The sequence below is a fragment of the Methylobacter sp. genome (assembly GCF_036845245.1).
Classification (GTDB): Bacteria; Pseudomonadota; Gammaproteobacteria; order Methylococcales; family Methylomonadaceae; genus Methylobacter_A.
Map to the genome: position 1 here is coordinate 1 of NZ_DAIUEH010000003.1, position 22866 is coordinate 22866.

Genomic DNA, 22866 nt, shown 5'->3' on the forward strand with positions numbered 1-22866 from the left:
CTAAGGATCGATCATTCCGGGCATTTAACATAGGTGGGGAAAGCGGACGCTTACCATTAATGAAGCCCTTCTGTTTATAGAGGACGGGTTAATCTACCGCTTACCCTGGGGCTTGGAGGCAATAAGAGTTCGTGCTCAAGCCAATAAAGATGTAATAGCCGATGGAGCGACGATAGATGATTATGAGGTCGGACTGGTTGTTCCAGCTATTGAAAATGGTACTTTAAATCGAAGTGCGGCACTATTAATGCAGGCGGGATTCAATTCTAGAAAGGCTGCCATACAAGCTGTTAGTTCAACAAATGCTACCTTCACAAATAGTCGTCAATTTAAGAGATGGTTGACTTCTAATGAGGTTTTTAACCTGGCGATTCGATTTGATTGGCCAACACCTGAAACATCCACATTATGGTGGAAATTTGTAGAGGAGTATCAGCCCGCATCTGAATCTACTTGGAATTTAGTTAGCGAATACATTCCTGTAGTTTGGCTTTCAGAATATATTCCACAACCTGGTTCATTTGTAAAAATAATAAACCACGCTACTGGCAGAACCCAAGTATTACGGTCCGACGGGGAGAAAGTTGGGCTGCTACAGTTACGTTATGACCTAATAAAAACAGGTATTTATTATTCAGTAATCGCCGGCAATATTGATTATTTGGATGTTAAGTTTTGGGGGGCAGGAAACGACCCATTTAAAGATTCAAATTCTTAGATTGTAATATCTAAAACATAGAAGCCCTGTTGAGCCGTCCAGCCTTCAGGGCCGGCGGCTGATTGAAATTCCGATTCAGTCAGCTTGTCCTTGTGAGGCAATACATGGCATTCCATCACCACGCCATCAACAGATGGGAAAACAACTTCTGGCGAACTCCATGATTTTGCTGGATGTCCAATAAGAAACGGATTCCATGGGTTCACTGGTTTGTTGTTAATATAAATTTTTAATCTGGAGCTGTTGTTGCCTTCAAGAAGACGGTGAAAAACCATCGCCAAATGTTGTTCAACTCTGTCAATCAAATCCAGAAAATCCTGTTCAGCAAATCCAGGCGTGATTATCCGATCCAGTACCTCCCAAAGAACAAGACTGCCTGTGTCATAACCATTGAGTGGGAATAACAGCTTTTCGGATTCTTCGTGCGCACCTTCCAGAAGGTACCAACCATCATCCTTGCTGGTAGCGATAACATCGAGATCCCAGCGCAAACAATTCATTTCTCCACTTTTCCGGCTGGCGACGGTTAGTCGTCGACATTGGGAAAAAGATGCCGTTTTTAATCCAAGACCAAAACGACCAAGATCATTGTTTTTTCGGGTTTCGAGAGGGTTTATTTCCCCCAAGCGCATTCCCTTGTCCAGCTCTCTTTCGGTCATGCCATTACCATTGTCAAGTATCGAAATGATGCTTCCGGTACCAAGCCAGATAAAGGTTATATCAAGTCTGTCGGCACACGCCGCGATACTGTTATCAATAATGTCGGCAAGGGCTGTTGCCGTTGTATAGCCGAGTCCACGTAGGGATTCAATCATCGCGCAGGCTTTGGGAGGCGCATGCCGAAATACGCTAGAAGCCATTATCCGGCTCCTGTTTTTCTTTTAAACCACTAACTATCATAAAATCTTGAAGTAGTTTTACTCGACTGGGAAGACGCAATTTATCAAGGGCTTTTGCTTCCACCTGTCTAATACGCTCCCGTGTAAGATTATAAATACTCCCAATTTCCTCAAGCGTGAGTTCGTCAGATTTGGCATTCAACCCAAATCTCAACCGAAGTATTTTAGCTTCTTTGGGTTTTAAGGTTTCCAATGCATTATCCAGTGCCTTTCTCATGGATTCCTGTAATAAAATTTCTTCAGGGTTTGACGATGGCTCAATTAACGCGTCGATTATTTCAGCACCGGGCTGTTCGCCATGTTGATCGAATGGCAGGATTTCAGCTGTTGCTTTAAGGGCTTTTTTTACTGAGTCTTCCGACATTTGGGATATAGAGGCAATATCGGCAATCTGCGCAATTCGCCCCGACTTCAATTCCAGTTCATTTCGAATCCGGTCTAATTTGTTGATGGTTTCAACCATATGCACTGGAACTCGGATGAGGCGCAACTGATCCGCAATCGCTCTGGTAATGGATTGCTTTATCCACCAGGTTGCATAAGTGGAAAATCTGTTCCCCAAACGGTAATCGAATTTATCCACTGCTTTTATCAAGCCAATATTCCCTTCCTGAAGGAGGTCAGTGAGCGGTAATCCTGACCGACTGTATTTGATGGCAATGGAATACACCAGCCTCAAATTTGCCCGAATCATCCGCCACCTTGCCTTGTTTATCTTGACCGTAGCCGATGCAAATTTGTTTCTAACCTCCGGATCAATATCTTTAACGGACATTTTTTCCAGCAGGGCATCAAGAAACGACGGCGACAAGGAAAGCTTGTTTAGAACATCAAGAATTGAGTCATGTGTTTCGGAGGATGATCGCTGGAAAGTTTGCCGCAGATTACTGATCCTTTCATGCAAATATGGCGGTAGTTCCGAATTGTTAAATCTTTCTTCATTGCTACTTTCAGTTTCGTACTCGCATATGTCAAACTCCTGATTATCGTCATCTTCATCGTTATTTTTTCCGTAATTCAATACCCCTTCCCTAGTAATTAGTGCGCTTATTGGCAACTCCCCGCTCTCAATCGCATTTGCAGTCAAAAATAATTCATTAAGGGCAAAAGGAGATTGCGCAATGGCCTCGTTGACTTCAATTCGTCCTTCAGCCAGATTCTTTCCAAGAAATTCTTCATCTTCTTTCGACAACAGATTTTCGCTTCCCATTTGTTTCATATATGCCATCAGTGGATTATCATTTTGTCGCAACTTTTGGGATAGAAATAAAACAGCTTCCTCAATCAACGGGTCTTCTGCATCCTCAGAAAGTACATTTGCATTAAAAGACAAGGGGGTATCTTGACGGTTGTCAACTGCAATCCCCATATCTCCAAAAATAGGCAAAAGATGTCTTAGAAATTCCCGGTTCGTTTCAGTACCATTACCCAAAGCAATCTCGTTCAGCTGATCATATGTAATCGAATTTGGTTTGCTGATACGCCGTGATTTTCCAAGATACCGCAAATATGCTGTAAGGTCGTCTTCCTGTGTGTGGAACAAACTGTATTCCGCACAAATATCGAGAAGCCACTCATAAGGAACGAAACCATCACTGTGTCCATAGGAAAATAGGGAATTTATGATTAAACGCAGATCGTCGTTAAATGCCTTCTTGCGACTATGCCATCCTTGAATATCAGGCAAATCAATTTCCACATCCAGCCAGTCATGAGCAGTGTCAATAGGAGCGTGGTTTGAAATTCGCTGCTGGATTTCCGAGAGGGTTAGCAAGCACTTTTCATCTTTCGGGGGTAGAGGCGAATCGGCATCCTCTTCCCAGATGGATAAGTCGATGCTGGAAGAGTCATCATCCAAAGTATTCGATAGTTCTTGAACGCCACTTTTCTGTTGATCATATGAATCAAGCAGCTGATTGGAAAAATATTTCCGTAACAATTCCATTACATTGGAATGCCCATATTCTTTGGCGATATCAATGGCATTTCTATCTTCATCATCTTGAAGCAAAGGATCTGCTCCAGAATTAATAAGTTGTTCGCAGATACCGACATAACCTTTTGAGGCTGCGAGCATCAGCGAAGTTCGCCCCTTTTCATCACGCGCATCCAAATCGTGGCCCCGTTCAATATGTGATTGAACTGCTACCGAAGAACCATGTAAAACTGCAACTTTAAGCAGAGGGTTGATTGGCTTTCGTAAGGATTGAGAAATATTAAGATCATCCAAGGTTTTGGCTCCATATGCCATTTGAGAATATTCAATCCGATCAAAGACGATAAAGTCTAGGAGAAACTACAAACAGCTAACCCAAGAACAACGATACCAGATTGAGATATTAAAAAACCAGAAAGAGATGGCGAAGTTGCTGGGTGTATCAAAATCAGCCAGTGCTTCGGATGCTTCCTCACTGGTAAATTCCGATTTATGAAAACAGTTAAAAAACCAATACCAAGCGCTGGCTAATTCGCAATTGCTTACCAAAAGCCAGTGGATCAACCAAAGGGTCGCTTCGTCTTCAAGATAGGGATCCCAGCCGCCTTCGGAAAAAATGGCTTTGCCTATCGGCGTTGCCTCCAAACCTTCTGATGAATCTTTGAGCATTATGGTGGCTCGTAGCCAATATTTGATGGCATTGACCATGTTTTTGCCAACGCCTAGTTCAATGGTGGATTTATCTGATGAAAAAACAGCCTTGTCGCCATGGAAAGCTTGAAAGCCCTTGGTTAGCCATGAGTAGCGCAAGGCGAAGGTTTCGTGGCGACCGAATGAGGCGTTTTTTTTATTGAAAAATTTGAGCGAACTTTCCATGTTTCGAGTTTTAATAAGTAGGTTGCTAAGCATTTTTGGCATTAAAGTTTTAAATTGGTATATATAGTCATTATAGAAACTACGTATATATGTATAACTATGAAGCAAAAAACGCCCAATGTATGCAAGCCAAAGCTTACACCCCCATATATCTCCAGAATTCCGGAAAAATAATTCTCAAATTAATTTATTAGGTTTATGATATTTTTAATATTTTAGATACTAAAAACAGAATTAAATTTTTTCAAAATTTACTCTAAACATGTAAAGTCGGTTTTTCCCGGTTTTGGAGTTATCCACCATACGAAGTAATTGAAGTTTTTATGAATCTCAAAAATCAGTCCAGCGTCTTCATGCCGACCATTAACCGTATTATCGTGATTGTCTTTGTCCTGCTCAGTATCGGTTGCGCGAGAACCTATCAGGCCAGATATGTTGAAACATCGCACTTTCTGGACGATTATTCTCTGCTTAAAGACGGAGAAGATGGCGATGCTTTATTAAGTTTCTGGAAAGACGGCACTAACTGGGCCGCTTATAAAAAAATCATTTTAGACCCGTCATTACCAGCAAGCTCCCTGATTCCGATCTCAATGACATGACCTACGCCAAGAACCACAGGCTTAAAGAACTGTTTGAATACCGGATGCTGGAAGCCTTGAAGAAGAATTTCAAACTGGTAGCCCATTCCGGCCCCGATACGTTACGCGTTCAATTTGCGATTACCGATGCCGAATCATCGATACTGCTGCTGGATTTATATACGGCAGTCTACCCTTCGGCTCGCGCCTTATCATTACTTAAAATGTTGGCGACAGGGACTGAATCTTATGTCAGCCAAGCCATTGTCGAGGGAAAAATCACCAATTCGCAAACGGGGGAATGACTGATGGCTTTAGCGGACCGCCGGGCAAGCGGGAAAACCTTACTGGATTCTTTCGACAGCTGGGATGATGTTGAGTAAGCCTACCAATACTGGGTGAGTCCATTAAACTAGCAGCTTTTAAACTAGCAGCTTTGTACAAAATAGGGACATACTGATTGCCTGGAACCCGACTAAATTGAGTCGTCAAAACACACCTCGCCCCGTATTTCTAACCGGAACCAACACACCATGATCATTAATCAACCGCTTATTCTCTTGTTTGCACTGATTGTCACATTACCTGCCCAGGCCGAAGTGATATGGGTCGACGCAGACGGAGACTCGCATTTCATTGAATCAGAATCCGATAATAATCCAGCATCTATAGAAAACCGGATAACCCCGGCGCAACCGAATCGAGCTAATAGCAAAAACCAACTCGCGCCCAAAGTCGATCTTTATGTCACCAGCTGGTGTCCTTATTGCAAAAAAGCCATTGCCTTTATGCATAAGAATAATATTGCTTTTCATGAATACGATATTGAACAGGATCTTGATGCCGCCGCGCGTAAAGAATCACTTGATCCGGGTTATAGCGGCATTCCGTTAGCGGTCATTAATGGCACTATTATTCGCGGCTTTAGCGAAGCCAAATATCAAAAAGCGTTAGTAAAAAAATCAAACTAATTGTCAAAGGCTATCAATGAATAAAACCTGGATCGGAATATTTTTTTCGGTGCTGCTTTGGTCGGGCATTTACCCTAAAGACTATCTGACCTGGATACTTGAAACAGCGCCCGCGATGATTGCCTTTGCCGTATTGATAGCGACGCGCCGTAAATTTCGCTTAACCGGTTTAGCTTATAACTTGATCCTGGCCCACAGTCTTATTTTAATGATAGGCGGACATTACACTTACGCGGAAGTCCCGCTTTTCGACTGGCTAAAGGAGATATTTAATTTAGACCGCAATAATTACGATAAAGTCGGCCATTTTGTCCAAGGCTTTGTTCCTGCAATTATCGCCAGGGAAATCCTGATCAGGAATCACGTGCTGAAAAACATCAACTGGCTTAATTTCCTGGTCATCTGCATCTGTCTTGCGATCAGCGCTTGTTATGAGCTGTGCGAATGGGGCGTTGCGCTATTAAGCAAGGAAGCCGCCGACGCATTTCTAGGCACTCAAGGCTACATTTGGGATACGCAATCCGATATGGCTTATGCGCTGGTTGGCGCGATAACGGCACTAGCACTGTTAAGTCGTATTCATGATCGGCAGATTGATAGATAGATTGATTGATGGCGGGATCGGCTCGAACATCGTCTTAGCGTCAGGAGTGCAAGCTTTGCTTGCACAAAAAGCAGGCAAAGCCTGCACTGCAGTTTGGAAACATTTGCCCGGCAAGGCATTCACCTATTTGTAACGTTTTGTTCGCATCATCTGACAAAGTTTGCAATGAATGCCATGTATACACCTACAAACCTTTGGACCACGCCGGTTCGCTCAGAACCATCATTTCCGGGAACAAGCCTCTGAGATAAACCTTAACTCCAGCTACACAATTTAGATCGCTCACGAACTTAGGCTTACAAAAATTTCAGCTTTGGCTGACATACGTCGACATTTTTTTGCTACATAATACTTCTATCGTCAAATCGCCAAGCTAAGATCATCATTCTGTATCATGCAGAGTTTCTAACACAATATGATGATTTAAGCCTTACCTCGCTCTCAAGCTTAGGAATAAAAGCAATAACGGGCAGCGCCGTCCCGCTGCATATCAAAAGTTCCCTTCTTAAATTAGATACATACCTCATCAACTGAGAAGGGACACTATTAGGAGTTAAAATGGTTCCAATTACTTTTCCACCCTGCGTTGAGCCTCTAAATTTTGAAAAAAATCAGAGGCTTCTGCATTATCGAATATTCAACTGCACTGCGCTGTCCATGGCTGTGTGTTTTACTACCCCGATTGCCTTCGGCGCGCAAGTTGAGCCGAACGACTATGGAAGATTGCTCAAAGAAGCCACCTCGACGGGTACCGTCCGTGTCGATTGACGATACGCTCACATTGGAGACTATAAGCAAGAACCCGGCAGCGGTGCGTGCCGCTATGGAACAGCGGGCAAAACCCGTTCTTGCCGAACTCGGCCCGGACGTATTGGAAGCCGGCTATTGGAATAATGGAATGGGACAAATTGGCATTTATGTAACTCCAAATGGCCTGAAGATTTTGACCGATAGCTCCAATGCCAAATCATTCATGCCCGACGCCACCAGCAAATCACGCTTTCGAGTACATGACAGTGACGGCAGTATTGATGCCATCGAAGCCGCCATCAATACCAAGGGCTTTGCCGATGTTGAAGTTTTTCTTAATATCGATAAAGGCGACTACGATATTGGCAAGGATGGCAAAACTACATTCATACCTTCACCGGAACTGTCAAACCAGATCATGACGCGGTTAGCCAGTATCAATGCAACAAGATTTGCACCAGGTTTCAAGAATTTTGACAAAAGCCCATCCGAGGCAGCTATACCCAGCCCCAGCTTTCGGATAAGTATCGACAAGGACGCGTTCTATGGATTACGGGAAAGTGACGACGTAAGGGCAATCAGACCAATTGACTTTGTTGACGCACGTCCAGCTCAATGGCCGAATGACGTACTCGAAAAAGCGCAGGCCAATGGTTCGGTTGAAGTTGGCATCGCGCTTCGCGGAGGGGCGATCTATTCGCCGAAAACAGGCTATATGTCGGCCACCGCATTGAAAGCCCAAGCTGACGCCAACCGGCGTGCTTTTAATGATATTCTATCCAGCGCAGGCGTATCGCTGTCATCTGCGTCCGCTGCAACCCATTTCGGCCTTGGTAGTCTTTATATACGTCTCCCGTACTCGGCCTTGGTACAGCTATACAAAAATGCCGACCCCAGAATCCTGAGTATCGGCCTGAACCGGCCTGCCGCCAAACCGGCGTTGACCAATAGTACGGTGCTATTGAATATGCAGCCTACTTGGAGTCTCGGGTATCGAGCTGCGGGTCAAAACATAGTGATCATCGATACCGGAGTGCGAAAAGACCACGAACTATTCAAGATCAATGGCGCGACCAAGGTCACCTATGAAGCTTGCTTCGGAACCAATGACGGCAACTTTCAGTCAATCTGCCCCAACCAGAATGCCTATGGCGACAGCCCATTAGGACAACCAGACTCCGGACAGCCGTTTAGTAATTTGACAGAATGTGCAAGACTCACCGCAAGATATGGCGATCTTTGCTCGCATGGCACACATGTGGCAGGCATCGCCGCCGGCCATAGTAGCCCCAACGTTTCGCCATCAACTCTTCAAGGGATTGCGCCCGACGCCAATCTAATTTCTGTTCAAGTAGGTTCATATGACGCAATAACTCCTTACATGGATGCATTCGACGAGGACATTTACCAAGCTCTGCTGGCCCTCGATTCGGCCACCATTCCCGGCACGAACAACCCATTCGTGGTCAACATGAGTATTGGCGAAAGTCCGCAGTCTGGCAATTGCAGCAATTATTTTCCGACGATTACACCTGTTATCGAGCACTTGACTTCTCGCGGGATTCCGGTTGTAGCAGCCACCGGGAACGATTATCGCAAAAATCAGATAAGTTGGCCCGCTTGTGTTCCTCATGCTATCAAGGTAAGTTCGGTTTTCAACGATGCAACAGGCATAGGCCTCTCTGGTTTCGCGAACATTGGCGCACCAGCAAGCTTCACCGGACCGATTCTACTGGCTCCGGGTGACGGCATTAACTCCGCAAGCTCTGCGTCAACTACTGCAACCCAGCAGATGATGGGAACATCCATGGCGTCACCGCACGCGGCTGGCGTATATGCCGCGATCAAAGCCGCCGTTCCCGGTATTAGCGTCGCGGACGCAACGGCTTGGATCGTGACGTCGGGCAGTATTCCTGTCACTTATACCTTGCCGGCTCCTGTTAACACCCAGACTTATCGTCGGCTTCGCATGCCATTCTAATTAAGCCTGAGTTGCCATAAGCTGGAATTTTCAATCGCATAGCCGGAAATCTCTGTTCTCCATTTTCGCTTGAACAGGGGTTTCCAATTTAAAACCCAACAACTTCTTTTAAATGGAACCGTTATGAAACCATTTCCCCAACGATCAATGTTACACCATGTGCTTGTCCTGCCCTGCCTATTGAGCGTCGCCGTTGCCCAAGCTGCCGTCACTACCACGGACTTCACGGCGCCAACGGAATACTGTTTTGAGCAAACGGTATTACGAGGAGAATTAAGCAAAACCACGCTTGAGCATAATCTGCTCATAGCCGCAGCCGACTATTACAAAAACGGAAACGTATTTGTCGGCTTTCGCCGGAGAAGTCAGCCTGACGCTCTGTGGTTACTAAACGGTAATTCGTGGTCGGCGTATGATAGCGGCAATCCAATAGATGTTTACCCCGACTCTTACTCTTATCAACTTACCACGCCCGGAGTTCTACAACCGGTAATGCATTTACCCATTATTTACGTACCGCTGGATTTGACTGCGTTCTCAGGAGATGGCGAAATATGGGTCGGTTATGGTTTAAGAAATAGCGCGGAGGCAACGGTAAAAGAGGCCTATCAGGATATGATAACCAATCAACGCTATTCCAGGATTTGGTCAATAGGAGGTGACGCACCAATTAGTGTACGCATTTGTCTGACCACAACCCAAATGAGACTGTTTGGAGTCAAGGGCAGCAATTTTGTGGATTTCCCATCTTCGCAGCAATAGGCGAAACAAAAAATAAAGCGGGCAGCCCCCTGAGGTATCCAATGGGACACCTCGAACAAAGTTAGCAATATCAACGGTGGGCAAAACCGCCGGCCCACCGCCCTACCACTCACAATAAACAACATTGGGCCTGAGTTGCCTTAAAGCGGGAATTTTCAACCATATAGCCGGAAACTTCTGTTCTCCATTTACACTTGAACAGCGGTTTCCGCGATTTAAAACACAACAAGTTCTTTTAATGGAGCCGTTATGAAACCATTTCTCCAACGATTGGCGTTGCACCATGTGCTTGCCCTGTCCTGCCTGTTGACCACCGCCGTTGCTCAAGCTGTCACTACCACGGAATTCACGGCGCCAACGGGATACTGTTTTCAGCAAACGGTATTACGAGGAGCGCCAGACAAAACCACGCTTGAGCATAATCTGATTATAGCCACGGCCGACCATTTCAAAAACGGAAACGTATTTGTCGGCTTTCGCCGGAGAAGTCAGCCTGACGCACTGTGGTTATTAAACAATAATTTGAAATGGTCGGCATATGATAGCGGCAATCCAATAGACTTTGACCCCTATCAACTTACCACGACCGGACTACAACCGGTAATGCCTGTACCCATTATCCCATTACCGCTGGATTTGACCGCGTTCTCAGGGGATGGGGAGCTACTGGTAGGCTATGGCTTGGGGACTAATGCAGCGGATTCATTTCAAGACATGGTAAATAATCAGCGCTATTCGGTGGTTTGGATAATAGGAGGAGGTGACCCGATTAGTAAACTCATCTGCCTGACCGCAACCGAAATGAGAGTGTATGATCCGACTTCTTCTTTTTTGGCTTCTCCATCTTCGCAGCAATAAGTGGAACAGCATTGCCCCCATCGCCAAGGAAACGCCTGTTCCTCGCTTGCGCCTGGACAGGCGTTTCTGATCTGAAAAACAACAACAAGTTCTTTAAATAGAGCCGTTATGAAATTATTTCTCCAACGATTGACGTTGCACCATGTGCTTGCCCTACCCTGCCTGTTGAGCACCGCCGTTGCTCAACAGGCTTCACTACCTTCCCATCCTTAAATCGTTATAAAATAAAGCCTATCAAAAACCACCACACACGATCATAATGAAATCGACATTAACCGTTAGCGCTGTTCAACAACCCTGCGATGAAGACAGACAAACCAATCTTGATTTTTCCATAGCAAAAATCCATGAAGCCGCCGCCGCAGATGCCGACTTGGTCGTATTGCCCGAGCTGCATCTGGGGCCGTATTTTTGCCAAAACGAAGATTATAATAACTTCGATCTTGCCCAACCTATTCCCGGCCCGACCACGGCAATTTTATCGGATGTGGCTAAAGAGCTCGGCATCGTCATCGTCTCGACGATCTTCGAAAAACGGGCGCCGGGGCTTTATCACAACACCGCTGTTGTTTTCGACAAGGATGGCAGTATTGCCGGTAAATACCGGAAAATGCATATCCCCGATGATCCCGGATTTTATGAAAAATATTATTTTACGCCCGGCGATTTAGGTTTTAAGCCTATCGAAACGTCTATCGGCAAACTGGGCGTATTGGTTTGCTGGGATCAATGGTACCCGGAAGCCGCCAGATTAATGGCTTTGGCCGGTGCGGAGCTGTTAATTTACCCGACCGCAATAGGCTGGGACCCGGAAGATACGCCCGCAGAACAACAACGCCAACTGGATGCCTGGATTACTATTCAGCGCTCGCACGCTGTCGCCAACGGCATTCCGGTCATTTCCTGTAACCGTATCGGCTTTGAGCTGGCGCCGAATTCGGCGACGGGCATTAATTTCTGGGGCAATAGCTTTATAGCCGGCCCGCAAGGAGACATCATCACCAGTGCTAACGATTCGGAAACCAAAGTCCTGAGCTGCACGATTGATAGAGCAAAAGCCGAGCGCGTCAGGCGAATATGGCCGTTCCTACGCGACCGTCGTATTGATGAATATGGTAATTTGACCAAACGTTTTATTGATTAAACCCTACTGCCGTAAAACGCTAGTTGACCAAATCTGGATTTAACCGTTGAGGCATTATGAGTATATCAAGCAGTTCGGATGTTTTTAACCAAATACACATTGATGTTGCACGCAATGCAACGGATGATTTCAATTTGTTTCACGATAGGAACCGGTGGCTGCGCATTAATCACAATCCGTTCCAGGGGCCTATTGCACTCGGGTTTCAACTGGAATCGTTGCTTGAACACAAAATTTTTCTTTATCGCCAGCTGCATAATGAACACGCACTGATTAGCGATAACAACCTGCGTTTTAGCAACTACCAGTTTTCGTTTGTTAATGCGGTCAAACCCGGACAAGTGGTATCGGTCGATATAAAAAAATCGCAATTTACCGAAGAGCCCGAGACAGTTCTGAGCAACAGAATTACTGTTAAGTCCGGTGGCGCATTGGCTTTGCTCGGCTACAAGAAAGAATCCAAGTTTGCATTGTTTTTGCCCAACCCTGATATTCCACGGTGCGGGGTGCTTAATCAGCACCCCGACCGGTCTTTCATATTCGGTAGTTGTTTTTTCCTGAAACGAAAATATATTACCACCAGCAATGCAAAGAATTTTTTGTGCGGTTCCCTGGTCGATCAGGATGTTTTTTTCGATCCCTTCAAAAATAAAGCCGTCTTCCCGGAAATATTCCCATGCAGCCTTATATCCAGTGCGTTATTGGAAAAAGCGGTTATAGAAAAGCATGATTTCGAACGTAATCCATTGGTGTATATGTCCCATAAAATCAGCATTGATCGCACTTATCTTGCCAAGCTGAAATCCGGTGATGCACTTTACATACTGATCAAGCAAATACCGCCGGAAGCTAAAAAAGAAGGCATCGGCCACGCCATAAACTCGCCCTATCATTACGAATGCTACGGTCTGATGGAAGATAAAACGATCCTTTACCGAGCCCTGATCTCTCTTGCTCCGTTGGAGCAAATACTGAAATCGCTGAAACAATAAGCCATGCCGGAACTGAAATACTTAATCGGCTACCCGGAACACGTAACCAGCCAAGTGCGCCTGCTGATCAGTAAAGATAAACTCGGCGAAACGCTGTTGAAAAGATACCCGGTTAGCCATGTGATCAGGACGGACAAAACGCTTTATGCTTATACCGTCGACATCAAGAATGCTTTGCTCAAGCAGTCCCAACCGCTTAGCAAGGTGATTTATGATGATAAAATTAAAGATCTTCATCATGCCTTGGGCCTGCATACCTTTATCTCCAGGGTTCAGGGCGGCAAGCACAAGGCAAAAAACGAAATCCGCGTGGCCTCTCTGTTCAAAAATGTGCCGTTGGAATTTTTAAGAATGATCGTCGTGCACGAGTTGGCGCATTTAAAGGAAAAAGACCATAACAAGGCGTTTTACAAGCTCTGTGAGTACATGGAACCGGCTTATCACCAGTTCGAGCTGGATATGAGGCTGTACCTGACGCATCTGGATTTATTCGGCAAGCTCTACTAAAACATGCAGATGAATTGGCAAGCCATTATTGAACATATTGAGTCGGCAACCGGGCAGCCTTTCAAGTTGCTTAAAGCCCAGCCGCTGGTAGGCGGCGATATTAATATGGCCTATCGGTTACAGGGTGAAAATATCAGCTTTTTCGTCAAGCTGAACACGCCTGAACGGATTGCTATGTTCGAGGCGGAATCATTAGGCTTGCAAGCTTTGGCGCAAACCCAGGCTATCCGGGTGCCAAAATGGATTGCTTGCGGCCAAACAACCGACCATGCCTTTTTAGTGCTTGAATATATCGGTTTACATAACCTGAATCGCCATTCCGAGCAGTTGCTGGGACAACAGCTTGCTAAGCTGCATCTGCAAAAACAGGCCTATTTCGGTTGGCACTGCGACAACACCATCGGCAGCACGATACAAGTCAACGGCCGCTATGACGACTGGATTACATTCTGGCAAGAGCAGCGTTTAGGCTGCCAACTGACTTTGGCTGCCGACAAAGGCTATCGCGGCAACTTACAAATGCTGGGTGAAAAACTCTGTAACAATTTAGAGTCGTTTTTTTCCGGCTACCGGCCGCAACCGGCTTTGCTTCATGGCGATTTATGGGGTGGCAATGTCGCGGCGGATGAACAAGGCAATCCGGTTATTTATGATCCGGCCTGCTACTTTGGCGACCGGGAAACGGATATAGCAATGACCGAATTGTTCGGCGGTTTCGGTTCAGTATTTTATCAGGCTTATCAAGCTACTTACCCGTTAGATCCGGGTTATGCACGCAGGAAAACGCTGTATAACTTATACCATATACTCAATCACTTGAACTTGTTCGGACGAAGCTATCTGCATCAGGCAGAAAATATGATTAATCAATTGCTTGCTGATCGATAAAATCAATTCATTCAATAGCACAATAAAAACAACTTACCCTGAAAACTAGCCTAACTCTTTAAATGTTCTATCTTTTTTTAAAGAAACCGTCATAATTTATCGAGCAGGATATCTTGTTTGTCATATAAAAGTCTCATAATTAAATTTTATATTGCGCCTAAATATCGATGAGCCCCAATCTAACAGTACAGCAAATTCTTTCCTGGACTCTACAGTTATCTGCACAGCCGGACTATCAAGCATTAACACATGAGTTTTTAAATATTCTTGCAGGAATTCCGTGGATTGATAATGCAGCGGCTTATGAAATCTATAATCACGAAAGAAAAATATCGGGAGAGTCAGGTACTAGTCGTGAATTATTAATCAGACGGTTTCCTTTGGATTTCACCAGAAATGATGAAGAAAACCATACCCCCCTACTTGCTAAACTTGATCATACGACTGACTTGAATCTAAGTGCTAAAGATGAATCCGATCTATATGCGTGGGCGGTTTATTCGGTAAAGGGAAGCGGCGGCCCTGAGCGCGCCATCCATTTGGAAGGCGCATTTGACTGGGAGATGCTGGATTTACTAGGCAATCTGCGAGGGATTTATCGAAACTTGGTAATATTGCACGATGCCAAAGAACGGGACGTATTAACCAAATTGCCAAACCGGCAGTCTTTGGATATTCGTTTATTGCAAGTTTGTGAGTATTACAACGATTACCAAGTTATTGATGTTACAGAGGAGAAAAGCTCATGGATTGCAATACTGGATATTGACCATTTCAAACGCGTTAATGATAATTTCGGCCATTTATATGGGGATGAAGTGTTGCTGATTTTTAGTCAACTAATGGAAAAATGCTTTCGTTATAATGATTTTCTATTTCGCTTTGGCGGCGAAGAATTTGTTGTCATTCTTAATTTGGTCAATCAAGAAGCGGCTATAGCCGTCTTTAACCGTTTTCGGGAAGAGGTTGCCAATTATAATTTTCCTACAGTTGGTCGAGTCACTGTCAGTATTGGCTTAACGCATGTTGACGGTGTGTCCATGCCAACCACACAATTGGATCATGCCGATAAAGCACTTTATTATGCCAAAGACAACGGTAGAAACAGGGTAGTTTTATATGAAGACATCTCTGTTCTTGATCAAGATAATGATCCAAGTGAAATTGAGTTATTTTAAACCGGTTACCCTATTCAGCCATTATCAAGTTAAAATCTCCCGCAATATTTCATCATCTAATACCAGCGTAACGACGGTCAACTACACACATCACCATCATTCATGAGGAAAAGCTAATGGCTGATATAAAATCCCCAACCGTTGCAAATCCAGGCGTGTTGATTCCTGTCAACCCGGCTATTGAAAATTACATGCATGGTCTGCTGCATAATACTGATCATCCGGTGCTGACAGAAATGGAAGTGCTCGCGCAGAAAAATAACTTTCCTATCATTGGGCGTTTGGTGGGAGCATTTATTGAAGCGCAGGCCAAAATGATCAATGCCGAGCGGGTGTTTGAGTTCGGCAGCGGCTATGGTTATTCTGCCTATTGGTTTGCCAGAGCGGTAAGCCCGAAAGGCCAAGTAATTTGCACTGATGCCGACTTTCTCAATCAGGAAAAAGCCGAGCAATATCTCAATGCCGCAGGCTTATGGGATCGGATCGACTTTCGCTCAGGCATGGCTCAAGATGTTTTTGCCCAGACGGAAGGACTGTTCGACATCTGCTATAACGATGTCGATAAAGGCGATTATCCTGCCATTTGGCTGATGGCTAAAGACAGGATTCGCCCCGGCGGGCTTTATATTGCCGATAATGTGCTTTGGCGCGGCAGGGTGGCTGTGGAAAATCCTACCGATATTTTCCCCGGCTGGACTGAAGCGATTATTGAACATAATCAACTTATTTTTAATGATCCTGAATTTGACACTTTCATCAACCCTACCCGTGACGGCGTGATTGTCGCTAGAAAAAAGACAGCGTAAAAAAAGATACTTCTTCTTTATAAATAGCATTATGCTAGATGTTTTAAATCAATTAGTCATGAGGATCTACTAATGCCCTACACTAAAGATATTGTAGAAGAACTGAACGTTCTTGTTCGCTACAACCTGTCGACCACTCAAGAAGGGATCAAGGTACACAAAACTGCTTCACCGGAAACTATTGCCGCCACTCACCGGCTATTCCAAAAAGGTCTGGTATCGCAAGACGACGGAGGCTACTTGACCAATCTCGGTCTTGAAACTGCAAAACAAGCTCAAATGGTTCTGGATATACTCACGCCGGCTTAAAATCGTTTTGCAAACCTGTTACGGTTATCTCAAAACCGTAAGCAATAAAAAAGGCTTAGCGATGTAATCGCTAAGCCTTTTTTGGTTCTTCAATACGCTCAGAACGAGCAGTCTTTAATCAAGCGGCAAGTTCAACGGCTGCTTTCAGCTTTTTCATTGCGTTTTGTTCTAATTGCCTAATCCTTTCAGCAGACACATTGTAACGTTCGGCAAGCTCATGTAATGTGGCTTTTTTGTCCACCAACCAACGGCTTGAGAGAATATCTTGACTGCGTTCGTCCAATTCCGCCATCGCATCCGCCAATAAATCCTGCTCATGGCCTTCCCAATCTGAATTCTCAAGCAGTACCGCAGGGTCAGTGCCATGCTGATGAAGATAGCTGGCCGGAGCAACATAGCTTTCTTCAGCTGATTCATCGACCGGCATATCAAACGACATGTCCCTGCTGCCCAAACGTTTTTCCATTTCGTAAACGGCCTTCACATCAACGTCCAGATCATTGGCAATCGCCACCGCTTCGTCATTGGACAACCAGCCTAAATCCTGTTTGGATTTACGCAAATTGAAAAAAAGTTTGCGTTGCGCTTTGGTTGTGGCAATTTTTACAATGCCCCAGTTCTTAATCACATACTCGTGAATTTCGGCTTTAATCCAGTGCACGGCGAAAGAAACCAAACGTACGCCTATGTCAGGATCAAAACGTTTAACGGCTTTCATCAAACCGATATTTCCTTCCTGAATGATATCCGGCATAGACAATCCATATCCACTGTAGCCTCTGGCAACATGGACCACAAAGCGCAAATTGGTCATAACCAATTCTCGTGCGGCTTCCAAGTCGCCATTGTCTCGGAACTTTATAGCTAATTCACGTTCCTGTTCTACTGTCAATTTAGGCATTTGCCTAACAACATTTAGATAAGCATCAAATGTTCCGACCGATAAATTAATAGGTAAAGCTAATGCGTTACTCATTTGGACTCCCATGTAAAAAACTTTTTCTGAATTCTAGCACTCTCAAAGAAAGAGTGCTAATAATTTTCTACTCAGGTTTTAATTGCCGCAGTTGGAAATGAAGTACTATCCATGATCCGACTACACCCAGCACAGATGAGATGAACAACAGCGCCAAGGTTTCAGTGAAACCAAAGAACAGTACATGGAAACCGTCATCATAAAGCATGGAAAGATTTTCGACGGGGTGTTTTAAAATCAGCATGATTATGGTGACAATAAACCATGCTGTTACGCCGGAAAAAAAGCCAATCCAAAAACCACTGTATAAAAATGGTCTATGTATAAAGCCGTTGGTCGCACCAACCAGTTTGGCGATAACGACTTCATCACGACGGGTATGCAATTCCAAGCGTATGGTATTTGCAGTAATAAACAGTACGCCGGCCCCCAGCAACAAACTCAATAAGATAACGCCACGCCGTGCCACTTCCATAATAGATTGCAGGCGTTTAACCCATTGCATATCTATCTGGGCAAAATCAACTTCCGCCGAGCGCTTAAAACCATCAAGTAAAACCTCAAGCGCCTGCTCGTTTTCCAATGAATTTTTAGGCAACACCTGAATAACAATCGGCAGCGGGTTTCTTTCCAAAGCTTTTACTGCTTCACCGAATCCGCTGTATGACTGAAACTCTTCCAGCGCCTTCTCCTTGGTTATTAATTTAACTTCCTGAATGTCGGGATTTTGCCTGATGCTACTGGCAAATTTGTTGGCTCTTGCCTCTGAAATTTCATCTTTAAGAAATAAAGAGATTTGGTTGCTGGCTTCCAAATTGCCTGCCAACTGTTGAAGGTTCGCTACCAGAATATAAAATCCACTGGCTAGCGAAATGGCAATCGCCAAAACAATGATCGTCATTGCAGAAGAGAATCGTGACGCGACTAATCGACCAAGACTTGAAAATAACGCATGCGCATGAAGATTCCGATAAGCATGACATTTATCGACAAAATTACCGCCGGAAATTTTGGTTTGCCAACGCGGCTCCTGTTTAAGCGGCTTTTTATTAACGTGTTTCATCATTTAACTTGCAACCAGCTGACCGTGATCCAACTTTAAGATCCGATGGTTCATTTGAGCAATCAGTGAAATATCATGCGAGGCAATCAATATGGTGACGCCAACCTGTTGAAACTGCTCAAACAAATGCATTATTTCGGCGGATAGATCAGGATCGAGATTTCCGGTTGGCTCATCAGCCACAATCAACGGCGGTTTATTAACCACTGCACGGGCAATCCCAACTCGTTGCTGCTCACCGCCGGATAAGACTACCGGGTATTTTTTTTCTTTGCCTAATAAGCCGACTTTATCCAAAGATGCCCTCACCCTCCGGGAAACTTCATGGTGTCCGTAACCCGCTATCACTAACGGCAAGGCCACATTATCGAAAACCGTTCTATCCTGTAATAGCTTGTAATCCTGAAAGATCAACCCTACTTTCCTGCGTATGAAAGGAACTTGCCTATCCTTAGCCTGATTAAGGTCTTGACCATCCAATAAAACCCGGCCACGACTGCAACGTTCAATAACCGCAATCAATTTCAATAATGTGCTTTTTCCTGCCCCTGAATGCCCTGTCAGAAAAGCCATTTCACCACGTTGCAGATGAAAACTGACATTACGCAACACATCGCCCGCTTCAGGGTATCTCATGCTGACATTATCAAACTTTAACATAGGCCTCTTTAGTCTTTAACAAACAACGCATTTACAAAAGCATCTGCATCAAAATCCTGCAGATCATCAATACCTTCGCCAATTCCTATAAAACGAATCGGAATGCCAAACTGTTTGGCCAGCGCAAAAATAATACCGCCTTTTGCCGTACCATCGAGTTTGGTTAGAGCCAAGCCTGTCAATGCAACCGTTTCATTAAACAGTCTTGCTTGCGACAAAGCATTTTGCCCTGTGCCGGCATCCAATACCAGTAACACTTCATGAGGTGCTGTATCATCCAGTTTACTGATAATTCGTTTTACTTTTTTCAATTCGTCCATCAGGTTGGATTTTGTATGCAAACGCCCGGCCGTATCGGCTATCAGAACATCTATGCCTTTGGCTTGCGCAGATTGTACGCCATCATAAATGACGGATGCGGAATCAGCGCCGGTATGCTGGGCGACCACATGGATATTATTACGCTCACCCCAGGTTTGTAATTGCTCAACAGCTGCGGCTCTAAATGTATCCCCGGCCGCTAACATCACGCTATGGCCTTGTGTCTGCAAGCGTTTCGCCAGTTTGCCGATGGTTGTGGTTTTACCCGCGCCATTAACGCCGACAACCAGAATAACAAAAGGTTTATCCTGTTTTGGAATATGTAATTTTTTGCTGCAAGGCAGGAGCATGCTCAGCAGCTCCTGCTTTAATGCGGCTGATAATGCTTCACCATCATTAAGCTGATGGCGTTCAACACTTTCAGTCAAACGCTTGATTATTTCCGTTGTCGCATCAACGCCTATATCAGCCATTAACAAGCTGGCTTCAATTTCTTCCAGTAAATCTTCATCAATTTCTTGCCGACCGAGAGGAATATGCGCCAAAACTCCGCTAAGCCCGGAACGGGTTCGCTTTAATTGTATTTTAAGGCGTAAATATAACGACTCTGGCTCTGCTGCTACCGGATAGGCTTCCTCCACTGAAGGAACAACTATGGCTTCCCGTCCCGGCTCAATTTCTACCGCAGGCTTTAGCTCTTCAACATAAGCATGTCGGCTATAAAAACTGATAGCAATCAACGGCAACATTAACAATGCGGCAAAAGCATTATGAACGACTACAGTCCATAGAGGTTCCCCAAGTTTGACGCCAATAATACCCGAACCGATTTGTATCAACAGCAACACACTCAGCCATAAACCCGCTCTTTTCACCGGCTTTGAATGATGCGCCGATGTTGCACTCAGCATTAACAGCGTGAGCACGACAAAGCAAATCAGAGCTCCAATCCTGTGCAGCCAGTTTGCGGCAACCTGCGCATCGAATGCGATGACACCGGTGTAGCCTGAGTTTAACCCGCTAAATAAATCCAGTGCCGTTTGATAATCGGCTTTGGGCCACCATGAACCATTGCACTGAGGAAAGCCAGAACAGGCTAAGGCGGCATAGTTAGCACTAACCCAGCCGCCTAAAACTATCTCTAAAAATAAGACCAGCATTGCAAGGCAGGCAAACACGACTAAACCATTGCTGCGCACAGCTAATGCCGACACTTTTGGATCAATCCGTAGATACAGCCAGTACAGCAGCCAAAAAGTCATCATTCCCAGCAACAAATGCCCTGCTACAACAATTGGCATAACATGAAATTTTACGGCCCACATGCCTAAAAATGCTTGCAAGCCTACCAGTGCCACCAGAACTAATGCAGCCGTAATGATCGCCAGACGGTTCTGTTTTTGGCACCACGAAAGCAATGCCAACAACAAGACTGACACGCCTAAGATTGCCGCCAGATAACGGTGACTCATTTCCTTCAAAGCTTTTGCAATATCAGGCGTCTGGCCTGGAAATACTTCCGCCGCATGCGCTTTAAAATCGGCTTGGTCGCTAACAATGGCTTGCCCATAGCATCCGGGCCAATCAGGACAGCCCAACCCTGCCCCAGATAATCGAACGTATGAACCTACTACGATAACTATTAAAGCTAAAACAACGCTAAAGAGAGTTATTTTTCTAAACATTTTATTTTTCCACTATCCGATTTGTGAGATTCGCAAAAGGTGCATAAGATCGCTTTTTACATTGTAAGGATCGAAGCCCGGCTCGTACTGCATCATTAAATTACCCAACGGATCCATTAACAAAAGCATTCCATCAGGTATATTATCTCGCCTTAGCGTAGAAATTTTCTTAGCAAGCGCATCATTGAGCTTAACTCTTAATAAAGTCCCGTCATCTTGCCACCATTTACTCGCGGTTTCCGGAGCAACATCTTTTAAGACCATAACGATTCGGCGTGTACGGGTCAGTTCTTTATTCAACATTAACCGCAACTGCTTGGTTTTATGAATGGCTTCAATACATGACTCATTACAATCGCCATTTGGAATAATATTTACCAACAGCCAATGCCCGGAAAGCTCAGACATATTGTCCGCTGAAAACCGGTCGAAGCCACTCAGGTCGGTGCGTTCGGTTGTCAGTGGCGGCGCTATCAGCTGTCCATGATTGGTTTGCCCATTTAATAGCTGCGGATGCTCTTTTAAACCCCAAGCGATTAAAAAAGGAATAACCGACATCCCAAAGATAACCAGAATTAATATATGATTTTTATTCTTTTGATTTTGCATCATTCTTTTTAAAGCTGTACCAAATAAATAGTATCGTTAGTGTCAATGCCAATGCAAACCACTGAACTGCATAGGCTGTATGTTGTTCGGGCTGCATGATCGTTGATGCGTGCCATTCCCGCTTATAGCCATCAGGTAAATCTTTTGCCAGCTCAATCTGGAATTGAAATAATGAATAGCCTAACTTTTTGGCTAAAACATCACTGTCAACCACCTGTACTACCGATGGCCAACCCTCTGTTGGAATTTCCGCTCCGGCTAATTTTATACCAACGCTTGGAAAATTATTAATCCGCCCGACAATCATTGCTTCCGGCCGTTTAATCTGTAAATCAGGAAGAAGCGATCGATCCCGATTTGAAGGAATCCAGCCTCTGTTTACCAAAACAGCCTTCGCTTCTCCGGCCAATATAAAGGGTGTCAAAACAAAGTAACCTACCTTCCCCTCACTGATTTGATTATCTATTAAAAACTGATGCTTTACGTCGTAACGACCTGTAACCTCGACATTTCTATATCTCAGTGTTTCTGTATTATTTTCAATAGCCATCGACAAATGCAGCGTTTCAGATGAGGCTGCTTGTTCTTGCTCTTTAAGAAATACCCGTTTCTGTTCTGAGCGGTCTAATTGCCACATTCCCAGCCCAATCAAGACCGGTAACAAGCACAAATAAACTAATGTTGGAATGAGTTTAAACTTCATTGATATATCCTTGAAATCATGCTTTTTTCTTTATCCTATTGGCACAGGTCGCTAAATAACCGAGAATACAAAAACCTTATTCATTAACG

General features: G+C 44.7%; 22 protein-coding genes and 1 pseudogene. 14 read left to right on the top strand and 9 right to left on the bottom strand.

What is annotated here, in order from left to right:
* Positions 1-112: 112 nt before the first annotated feature.
* Entirely contained in the window at positions 113-718 is a 606-nt protein-coding gene (locus V7051_RS01900; protein WP_333873375.1) for a hypothetical protein, read from the top strand.
* Here the strand turns inward: V7051_RS01900 and V7051_RS01905 are convergent.
* The 3 genes from V7051_RS01905 to V7051_RS01915 all read right to left on the bottom strand — a co-directional run bounded on the left by V7051_RS01905 (position 715) and on the right by V7051_RS01915 (position 4537).
* Entirely contained in the window at positions 715-1578 is an 864-nt protein-coding gene (locus tag V7051_RS01905) for an ATP-binding protein (protein ID WP_333873374.1), read from the bottom strand. The two genes, V7051_RS01900 and V7051_RS01905, sit on opposite strands and share 4 nt — an antisense overlap.
* Positions 1568-3847: a sigma-70 family RNA polymerase sigma factor gene (locus V7051_RS01910; protein WP_333873373.1), complete on the bottom strand. Its 2280-nt coding sequence runs from the start codon at positions 3845-3847 to the stop codon at positions 1568-1570. Before V7051_RS01910 ends, V7051_RS01905 begins: the two co-directional genes overlap by 11 nt.
* 66 nt (positions 3848-3913) lie before the next feature.
* Entirely contained in the window at positions 3914-4537 is a 624-nt protein-coding gene (locus V7051_RS01915; protein ID WP_333873372.1) for a DUF4007 family protein, read from the bottom strand.
* Between the two features lie 245 nt (positions 4538-4782).
* Here V7051_RS01915 and V7051_RS01920 point away from each other — a divergent pair.
* The 13 genes and pseudogenes from V7051_RS01920 (at position 4783) to V7051_RS01980 (ending at position 16760) form a co-directional block, all read left to right on the top strand.
* Positions 4783-5315: pseudogene (locus V7051_RS01920) on the top strand (DUF3313 domain-containing protein).
* Between the two features lie 228 nt (positions 5316-5543).
* The gene (locus V7051_RS01925; RefSeq protein WP_333873369.1) at positions 5544-5981 is read left to right on the top strand and encodes a glutaredoxin domain-containing protein; all 438 of its coding nucleotides are present in this window, start codon (positions 5544-5546) and stop codon (positions 5979-5981) included.
* 16 nt (positions 5982-5997) lie between these two features.
* Positions 5998-6585, top strand: coding sequence for a DUF2238 domain-containing protein (locus tag V7051_RS01930; protein ID WP_333873368.1), 588 nt, complete (start codon positions 5998-6000; stop codon positions 6583-6585).
* A 601-nt stretch (positions 6586-7186) separates the two neighbouring features.
* Positions 7187-9316, top strand: a complete 2130-nt coding sequence (locus V7051_RS01935; protein ID WP_334181113.1) for a S8 family peptidase — start codon at positions 7187-7189, stop codon at positions 9314-9316.
* Positions 9317-9439: 123 nt separating this feature from the next.
* On the top strand, positions 9440-10078 hold the full coding sequence (locus V7051_RS01940; protein ID WP_333873366.1) for a hypothetical protein: 639 nt from the start codon (positions 9440-9442) through the stop codon (positions 10076-10078).
* Positions 10079-10327: 249 nt separating this feature from the next.
* Positions 10328-10936 (top strand): hypothetical protein, encoded by a 609-nt coding sequence (locus tag V7051_RS01945; RefSeq protein WP_333873365.1) that lies wholly within the window; start codon positions 10328-10330, stop codon positions 10934-10936.
* A gap of 259 nt (positions 10937-11195) precedes the next feature.
* Complete coding sequence (locus V7051_RS01950; protein WP_333873364.1) at positions 11196-12080, top strand: carbon-nitrogen hydrolase; 885 nt, start codon at positions 11196-11198, stop codon at positions 12078-12080.
* Between the two features lie 56 nt (positions 12081-12136).
* Entirely contained in the window at positions 12137-13072 is a 936-nt protein-coding gene (locus tag V7051_RS01955) for a hypothetical protein (RefSeq protein ID WP_333873363.1), read from the top strand.
* A 3-nt stretch (positions 13073-13075) separates the two neighbouring features.
* Positions 13076-13579, top strand: a complete 504-nt coding sequence (locus V7051_RS01960) for a M48 metallopeptidase family protein (RefSeq protein ID WP_333873362.1) — start codon at positions 13076-13078, stop codon at positions 13577-13579.
* 9 nt (positions 13580-13588) lie between these two features.
* Entirely contained in the window at positions 13589-14467 is an 879-nt protein-coding gene (locus V7051_RS01965; protein WP_333873361.1) for a fructosamine kinase family protein, read from the top strand.
* A 167-nt stretch (positions 14468-14634) separates the two neighbouring features.
* Positions 14635-15645, top strand: a complete 1011-nt coding sequence (locus V7051_RS01970) for a GGDEF domain-containing protein (protein WP_333873360.1) — start codon at positions 14635-14637, stop codon at positions 15643-15645.
* Positions 15646-15761: 116 nt separating this feature from the next.
* Positions 15762-16451 (top strand): O-methyltransferase, encoded by a 690-nt coding sequence (locus V7051_RS01975; RefSeq protein ID WP_333873359.1) that lies wholly within the window; start codon positions 15762-15764, stop codon positions 16449-16451.
* A gap of 72 nt (positions 16452-16523) precedes the next feature.
* A complete protein-coding gene (locus V7051_RS01980; protein ID WP_333873358.1) occupies positions 16524-16760 on the top strand; it encodes a TIGR02647 family protein in 237 nt (78 codons plus the stop codon).
* 118 nt (positions 16761-16878) lie between these two features.
* On the opposite strand, the gene rpoH is transcribed toward V7051_RS01980, so the two are convergent.
* The 6 genes from rpoH to V7051_RS02010 all read right to left on the bottom strand — a co-directional run bounded on the left by rpoH (position 16879) and on the right by V7051_RS02010 (position 22777).
* On the bottom strand, positions 16879-17736 hold the full coding sequence (rpoH, locus tag V7051_RS01985) for an RNA polymerase sigma factor RpoH (RefSeq protein ID WP_333873357.1): 858 nt from the start codon (positions 17734-17736) through the stop codon (positions 16879-16881).
* A 67-nt stretch (positions 17737-17803) separates the two neighbouring features.
* Complete coding sequence (gene ftsX, locus V7051_RS01990; RefSeq protein WP_333873356.1) at positions 17804-18802, bottom strand: permease-like cell division protein FtsX; 999 nt, start codon at positions 18800-18802, stop codon at positions 17804-17806.
* On the bottom strand, positions 18803-19459 hold the full coding sequence (gene ftsE / locus V7051_RS01995) for a cell division ATP-binding protein FtsE (RefSeq protein ID WP_333873355.1): 657 nt from the start codon (positions 19457-19459) through the stop codon (positions 18803-18805).
* 8 nt (positions 19460-19467) lie between these two features.
* Positions 19468-21465 (bottom strand): signal recognition particle-docking protein FtsY, encoded by a 1998-nt coding sequence (gene ftsY, locus V7051_RS02000; RefSeq protein WP_333873354.1) that lies wholly within the window; start codon positions 21463-21465, stop codon positions 19468-19470.
* Between the two features lie 12 nt (positions 21466-21477).
* Positions 21478-22074, bottom strand: a complete 597-nt coding sequence (locus V7051_RS02005) for a hypothetical protein (RefSeq protein WP_333873380.1) — start codon at positions 22072-22074, stop codon at positions 21478-21480.
* On the bottom strand, positions 22055-22777 hold the full coding sequence (locus V7051_RS02010) for an SURF1 family protein (protein ID WP_333873353.1): 723 nt from the start codon (positions 22775-22777) through the stop codon (positions 22055-22057). Before V7051_RS02010 ends, V7051_RS02005 begins: the two co-directional genes overlap by 20 nt.
* Positions 22778-22866 lie beyond the last annotated feature (89 nt).